Source organism: Actinomyces provencensis (genome assembly GCF_900155435.1).
Classification (GTDB): domain Bacteria; phylum Actinomycetota; class Actinomycetes; order Actinomycetales; family Actinomycetaceae; genus Pauljensenia; species Pauljensenia provencensis.
Genome location: NZ_LT700212.1, coordinates 656,637 through 658,937, shown reverse-complemented (window position 1 = coordinate 658,937; position 2,301 = coordinate 656,637). Strand labels below are relative to the sequence as shown.

Annotated in this window: 2 protein-coding genes and 1 pseudogene; all 3 read right to left on the bottom strand. The window is 68.1% G+C overall.

Annotated features, from left to right (window positions below):
* A pseudogene (locus tag BQ9890_RS17025) lies at nucleotides 1–201 on the bottom strand (hypothetical protein); the annotation flags it as partial.
* Nucleotides 194–1,174 carry a branched-chain amino acid ABC transporter permease gene (locus BQ9890_RS17020; RefSeq protein WP_075889184.1) on the bottom strand — a complete coding sequence of 327 codons (981 nt, stop codon included), beginning with the start codon at nucleotides 1,172–1,174 and terminating at the stop codon, nucleotides 194–196. The pseudogene BQ9890_RS17025 and the gene BQ9890_RS17020, both read right to left, overlap by 8 nt.
* 16 nt (nucleotides 1,175–1,190) lie before the next feature.
* Nucleotides 1,191–2,301 (bottom strand): branched-chain amino acid ABC transporter permease (locus BQ9890_RS17015; RefSeq protein ID WP_195907609.1); only part of this gene is annotated, 1,111 nt, incomplete at its 5' end.

Here is a 2,301-nt window from a genome sequence, read left to right as displayed (position 1 = left end):
GGCGCACCCGGGTCCCGGGGCGTCCTTCCAGAGGGGGTCCGGAAGGGGGTAGGCGGGGTCGGCCGGAGGGGTGGGGGCCTCGACCGGCGCATCGGGCGCCGCGGCGGCGGGGTCCTCCAGGCGAGTGGTGGGAGCCTCCACCTCCGCAGGTGTCGGGTCGTCCGGCTGGACGGGAGGGACGGGACCGGTGACGTCAGGCATTGAACTTGACCTCCGACTTCCTTCCGAAGATCCCCTGGGGGCGGAAGACCACCAGGAGCATGAGTGCGAGGCCGACCAGCATGTAGCGCACCTGGCCGGACTGGAGCGTGGTGATCGGCAGGACGCCCGAGTTCACACCCAGGGAGACGAAGCCGTCGGTGAGGGCGAGCAGCGACCAGAAGATCATGGATCCGATGATGGGCCCCATGACCGTGGCCGCACCGCCCAGCAGGAGGATCGCCCACAGGAAGAACGTCGTCTGCGTGCCGTAGTTGTCGGGTTGCAGGGACGTGGGCATGATCGCGAAGATCGTCCCCACCCCGGCCAGCACGCCGCCGATGACCAGGACCTGCATCTTGTAGGAGAAGACGTTCTTGCCCAGCGCCCGCACGGCGTCCTCGTTCTCCCGGATGCCCTTGACCACGCGACCCCACGGGCTGTTCATGAGGCGCCAGATGAACAGGGCCGCCAGCAGGACGACCGTCCATGCCACCAGGCGCACCCAGATGGCGTCCGCGTCGTAGCGGATGGTGCCCATGGTCCAGGAGAAGTCATCGGGCAGCGGGTTGGCCGCGAAGAAGTCCGCGCCGGAGCGGTTGATGCCCGTCGAGCCCCCGGTCCAGGGCTCCAGCTCGGGGGAGCGCACCACCAGTCGGACGATCTCGGCGGTGCCGATGGTGACGATGGAGAGGTAGTCGGCGCGCAGTCGCAGCGTCGGGATGCCCAGGAGCAGTGCGAGGATCGTCGATCCCATCACCGCGGCGAGCACACAGGCCCAGAAGGGCAGTCCGAACGCGGAGGCCGAGATGGCGAAGGCGTACCCGCCCACCGCCATGAAGCCGGCCTGGCCGAAGTTCAACAGGCCCGTGTAGCCGAAGTGGACGGCGAGTCCGAGCGTGGCCAGTGCATAGGCCGCGGTCTGCGGGGTGAAGAGTTCCCCCGCTGCCACGAGCAGGAAGTTCCAGTTTCCCATTTCCCAGGTCCTTCCCTCAGCCGATCCGTTGCTTGCGGCCCAGGATGCCCTGGGGTCGCACGAGCAGGATGACGATCATGACGATCATGGCGGCGACGATCTTCATCGAGCTCGGGATGAAGAAGGTCGACAACTCGATGAACCAACTCAGCAGGAGTGCCCCCACGAGCGCTCCGTAGGCCGACCCCAGACCACCCAGGGTCACCGCCGCGAAGATCAGCAGCAGGATCTGGGCCCCGGACTGGAAGCTCAGCGTCTGGTAGAAGGCGACGAGCACGCCGGACACCGCTGCCAGCGCGGCGCCCCCGACCCACACGACCCGGATCACGCGCTCCACGTGGATGCCGGTCGTGGCGGCGAGCAGCTTGTTGTCGGCCACCGCACGGATCGACTTGCCCAGGCGTGTCCACCCGAGGATCCACACGACGATCGCCAGCAGCACCACGCAGATCACCGATCCCCACACGTCCCAGTACCCCAGGGGGATGCCGAAGGGGGACAGGACCGCATCGAAGGACTGCGGCATGACCAGGCGGTTGGGACCGAAGAAGAACGCGAAGAGGTAGCGCAGGAACAGTGCGAGGCCGATGGAGACGATCATGATCTGGATCAGTCCGACCCGTCTCTTCCGCAGTGGGTGCCAGATGACGGCATTCTGGGCGAGGCCGAACCCGGCGCCCAGGACCAGCGAGAGCACCAGGGCGATCCAGCCGTTGAGGCCCAGCGTCGTCATCGCGAAGTAGGCCACGAAGCCACCGAAGGTCACGAGCTCGCCGTGGGCGAAGTTGTTCAGGCCGGTGGTGCCGTAGATCAGCGACACACCGATGGCAGCCAGTGCGAGGATCAGGCCGAACACGGTGCCGCGCACCATCTTCATGGCGAACTGGTGGCTGAACGAGCCCGTCGTCCCGTCCGGATCGCCGGTGACCGAGGTCCCGCTCGTGTCGGTCCCGGTGGTCGCCGCGGTCGTGGGCGAGGCGGGCGAGGACGGGGAGGCGGAGGAGGCCGTCGGGGAGGCGGCGCCCGCCTCGCCGAGCTTGAGGGCGGCGTAGGAGGTGCCCCCGGAGAGCTTCGAGTAGCTCAGGGGTGTGTCGGGTGGCGTGACACCGGAGGGGAGCCCCGAGGCA

Coding starts and splice junctions, on each gene's coding strand:
- BQ9890_RS17020 (WP_075889184.1), bottom strand. CDS start 1,174: ATGGGAAACTGGAACTTCCTGCTCGTGGCAGCGGGGGAACTCTTCACC.